The following is a 5,246-nucleotide window of genomic DNA, read 5'->3' as shown; positions in this document are numbered from 1 at the left end:
CAACACAGTGGACGCGAGCAACTGAGGACAAGCCCTCGGCCTATTAGTACCAGTCAGCTCCACCCGTTACCGGGCTTCCACATCTGGCCTATCAACCCAGTCGTCTACTGGGAGCCTTAACCAATCAAGTTGGTGGGAATACTCATCTCGAAGCAGGCTTCCCGCTTAGATGCTTTCAGCGGTTATCCTTTCCGAACGTAGCCAACCAGCCATGCCCTTGGCAGAACAACTGGCACACCAGAGGTTCGTCCGTCCCGGTCCTCTCGTACTAGGGACAGCCCTTCTCAATATTCCTACGCGCACAGCGGATAGGGACCGAACTGTCTCACGACGTTCTAAACCCAGCTCGCGTACCGCTTTAATGGGCGAACAGCCCAACCCTTGGGACCGACTCCAGCCCCAGGATGCGACGAGCCGACATCGAGGTGCCAAACCATCCCGTCGATATGGACTCTTGGGGAAGATCAGCCTGTTATCCCCGGGGTACCTTTTATCCGTTGAGCGACAGCGCTTCCACAAGCCACTGCCGGATCACTAGTCCCGACTTTCGTCCCTGCTCGACCCGTCGGTCTCACAGTCAAGCTCCCTTGTGCACTTACACTCAACACCTGATTGCCAACCAGGCTGAGGGAACCTTTGGGCGCCTCCGTTACTCTTTAGGAGGCAACCGCCCCAGTTAAACTACCCATCAGACACTGTCCCTGATCCGGATCACGGACCCAGGTTAGACATCCAGCACGACCAGAGTGGTATTTCAACGACGACTCCACAACCACTGGCGTGGCCGCTTCAAAGTCTCCCACCTATCCTACACAAGCCGAACCGAACACCAATATCAAACTATAGTAAAGGTCCCGGGGTCTTTCCGTCCTGCTGCGCGAAACGAGCATCTTTACTCGTAGTGCAATTTCACCGGGCCTATGGTTGAGACAGTCGAGAAGTCGTTACGCCATTCGTGCAGGTCGGAACTTACCCGACAAGGAATTTCGCTACCTTAGGATGGTTATAGTTACCACCGCCGTTTACTGGCGCTTAAGTTCTCAGCTTCGCCGACCCGAAAGTCAGCTAACCGGTCCCCTTAACGTTCCAGCACCGGGCAGGCGTCAGTCCGTATACATCGCCTTACGGCTTCGCACGGACCTGTGTTTTTAGTAAACAGTCGCTTCTCGCTGGTCTCTGCGGCCACCCCCAGCTCAGACAGTAAATGTCATCACCAGTGATGGCCCCCCTTCTCCCGAAGTTACGGGGGCATTTTGCCGAGTTCCTTAACCATAGTTCACCCGAACGCCTCGGTATTCTCTACCTGACCACCTGAGTCGGTTTAGGGTACGGGCCGCCATGAAACTCGCTAGAGGCTTTTCTCGACAGCATAGGATCATCCACTTCACCACAATCGGCTCGGCATCAGGTCTCAGCCTTAATGTGTGACGGATTTACCTACCACACGGCCTACACCCTTACCCCGGGACAACCACCGCCCGGGCTGGACTACCTTCCTGCGTCACCCCATCGCTTACCTACTACAAGTCTGGTTCATCGGCTCCACCACTACCCTCAACTCCGAAGAGATCGGGCCGGCTTCACGGACTTAGCATCGCCTGATTCAGTACTGGGCGTTTCAAAGCGGGTACCGGAATATCAACCGGTTGTCCATCGACTACGCCTGTCGGCCTCGCCTTAGGTCCCGACTTACCCTGGGCAGATCAGCTTGACCCAGGAACCCTTAGTCAATCGGCGCACACGTTTCTCACGTGTGTATCGCTACTCATGCCTGCATTCTCACTCGTGAACCGTCCACAACTCGCTTCCGCGGCTGCTTCACCCGGCACACGACGCTCCCCTACCCATCCCAGCCCCCGTTGGGGGTACATGCTGGAATGACACGACTTCGGCGGTACGCTTGAGCCCCGCTACATTGTCGGCGCGGAATCACTTGACCAGTGAGCTATTACGCACTCTTTCAAGGGTGGCTGCTTCTAAGCCAACCTCCTGGTTGTCTCTGCGACTCCACATCCTTTCCCACTTAGCGTACGCTTAGGGGCCTTAGTCGATGCTCTGGGCTGTTTCCCTCTCGACCATGGAGCTTATCCCCCACAGTCTCACTGCCGCGCTCTCACTTACCGGCATTCGGAGTTTGGCTAAGGTCAGTAACCCGGTAGGGCCCATCGCCTATCCAGTGCTCTACCTCCGGCAAGAAACACACGACGCTGCACCTAAATGCATTTCGGGGAGAACCAGCTATCACGGAGTTTGATTGGCCTTTCACCCCTAACCACAGGTCATCCCCCAGGTTTTCAACCCTGGTGGGTTCGGTCCTCCACGAAGTCTTACCTCCGCTTCAACCTGCCCATGGCTAGATCACTCCGCTTCGGGTCTTGAGCGCGCTACTAAACCGCCCTATTCGGACTCGCTTTCGCTACGGCTTCCCCACACGGGTTAACCTCGCAACACACCGCAAACTCGCAGGCTCATTCTTCAAAAGGCACGCAGTCACGACGCACCGAGCAAGCTCGATGCGCGACGCTCCCACGGCTTGTAGGCACACGGTTTCAGGTACTATTTCACTCCGCTCCCGCGGTACTTTTCACCATTCCCTCACGGTACTATCCGCTATCGGTCACCAGGGAATATTTAGGCTTAACGGGTGGTCCCGCCAGATTCACACGGGATTTCTCGGGCCCCGTGCTACTTGGGTGTCTCTTAAACGAGCCGTCAATGTTTCAGCTACGGGGGTCTTACCCTCTACGCCGGACCTTTCGCATGTCCTTCGCCTACATCAACGGTTTCTGACTCGTCTCACAGCCGGCAGACTATGAAAAAGAGATCCCACAACCCCGCTCACGCAACCCCTGCCGGGTATCACACGTAAACGGTTTGGCCTGATCCAGTTTCGCTCGCCACTACTCCCGGAATCACGGTTGTTTTCTCTTCCTGAGGGTACTGAGATGTTTCACTTCCCCTCGTTCCCTCCACACTGCCTATGTGTTCAGCAGCGGGTGACAGCCCATGACGACTGCCGGGTTTCCCCATTCGGAAACCCCCGGATCAAAGTCTGGTTGACGACTCCCCGGGGACTATCGTGGCCTCCCACGTCCTTCATCGGTTCCTGGTGCCAAGGCATCCACCGTGCGCCCTTAAAAACTTGGCCACAGATGCTCGCGTCCACTGTGCAGTTCTCAAACAACGACCAGCCACCCATCACCCCGTCCCGAAGAACGAGTGCACTGGGGCCGGCAACCGAAGGACAGACTCTTCCGAGCCCGTACCTTCAGATACCCAACAGCGTGCCCGACCCGACCGATCACCAGCCACGTTCCACGCCCCGAAGAGCAGTACTAGCAACCAACAACCTGTCGTGCCGAATAGTCAACGTTCCACCCATGAGCAACCAGCACCGAACATTCGCCGGTGTACTGGCCTCTGACCGGGCAAGCCCGGTAAGAAATGCTCCTTAGAAAGGAGGTGATCCAGCCGCACCTTCCGGTACGGCTACCTTGTTACGACTTCGTCCCAATCGCCAGTCCCACCTTCGACAGCTCCCTCCCACAAGGGGTTGGGCCACCGGCTTCGGGTGTTACCGACTTTCGTGACGTGACGGGCGGTGTGTACAAGGCCCGGGAACGTATTCACCGCAGCAATGCTGATCTGCGATTACTAGCAACTCCGACTTCATGGGGTCGAGTTGCAGACCCCAATCCGAACTGAGACCGGCTTTTTGAGATTCGCTCCGCCTCGCGGCATCGCAGCTCATTGTACCGGCCATTGTAGCACGTGTGCAGCCCAAGACATAAGGGGCATGATGACTTGACGTCGTCCCCACCTTCCTCCGAGTTGACCCCGGCAGTCTCCTGTGAGTCCCCATCACCCCGAAGGGCATGCTGGCAACACAGAACAAGGGTTGCGCTCGTTGCGGGACTTAACCCAACATCTCACGACACGAGCTGACGACAGCCATGCACCACCTGTCACCCGACCACAAGGGGGGCCGTATCTCTACGGCTTTCCGGGCGATGTCAAGCCTTGGTAAGGTTCTTCGCGTTGCGTCGAATTAAGCCACATGCTCCGCTGCTTGTGCGGGCCCCCGTCAATTCCTTTGAGTTTTAGCCTTGCGGCCGTACTCCCCAGGCGGGGAACTTAATGCGTTAGCTGCGGCACCGACGACGTGGAATGTCGCCAACACCTAGTTCCCAACGTTTACGGCGTGGACTACCAGGGTATCTAATCCTGTTCGCTCCCCACGCTTTCGCTCCTCAGCGTCAGTAATGGCCCAGAGATCCGCCTTCGCCACCGGTGTTCCTCCTGATATCTGCGCATTTCACCGCTACACCAGGAATTCCGATCTCCCCTACCACACTCTAGCCTGCCCGTATCGACTGCAGACCCGGGGTTAAGCCCCGGGCTTTCACAACCGACGCAACAAGCCGCCTACGAGCTCTTTACGCCCAATAATTCCGGACAACGCTTGCGCCCTACGTATTACCGCGGCTGCTGGCACGTAGTTAGCCGGCGCTTCTTCTGCAGGTACCGTCACTTTCGCTTCTTCCCTGCTGAAAGAGGTTTACAACCCGAAGGCCGTCATCCCTCACGCGGCGTCGCTGCATCAGGCTTTCGCCCATTGTGCAATATTCCCCACTGCTGCCTCCCGTAGGAGTCTGGGCCGTGTCTCAGTCCCAGTGTGGCCGGTCGCCCTCTCAGGCCGGCTACCCGTCGTCGCCTTGGTAGGCCATTACCCCACCAACTAGCTGATAGGCCGCGGGCTCATCCTTCACCGCCGGAGCTTTCAACCTTTCCTCAGGAGAGGAAAAGTATTATCCGGTATTAGACCCCGTTTCCAGGGCTTGTCCCAGAGTGAAGGGCAGATTGCCCACGTGTTACTCACCCGTTCGCCACTAATCCACCCCGAAGGGCTTCATCGTTCGACTTGCATGTGTTAAGCACGCCGCCAGCGTTCGTCCTGAGCCAGGATCAAACTCTCCGTGAATGTTTTCCCGTAATCGGGACCACACATCACGAGAGCGGAACAACAAGGTCGGAATAAGACCCGTCGTCCACTGTGTCCTCGCTGTGTATTGCCTACCAGACCAGTAACGGTCTCGTAGGACTTTCAAAGGAACCACCAACCTGCCGAAGCAGGCCGGGGTATCAACATATCTGGCGTTGACTTTTGGCACGCTGTTGAGTTCTCAAGGAACGGACGCTTCCTTTGTACTCACCCCTGCGGGCTTTCCTCCGGGCGCTTCCCTTCG

Annotated in this window: 2 rRNA genes; both read right to left on the bottom strand. The window is 57.1% G+C overall.

The features are described 5' to 3' along the window. Positions 1-23 precede the first annotated feature (23 nt). A 23S ribosomal RNA gene (locus E6R18_RS33725) occupies positions 24-3,148 on the bottom strand. 307 nt (positions 3,149-3,455) lie between these two features. Continuing rightward, positions 3,456-4,981, bottom strand: a 16S ribosomal RNA gene (locus E6R18_RS33720). Together the 16S and 23S rRNA genes form the textbook arrangement of a ribosomal RNA operon. Positions 4,982-5,246 lie beyond the last annotated feature (265 nt).

The organism is Streptomyces sp. A1277, assembly GCF_004795015.1.
Lineage (GTDB): Bacteria > Actinomycetota > Actinomycetes > Streptomycetales > Streptomycetaceae > Streptomyces.
This window is presented reverse-complemented; position numbering and strand designations above follow the sequence as displayed.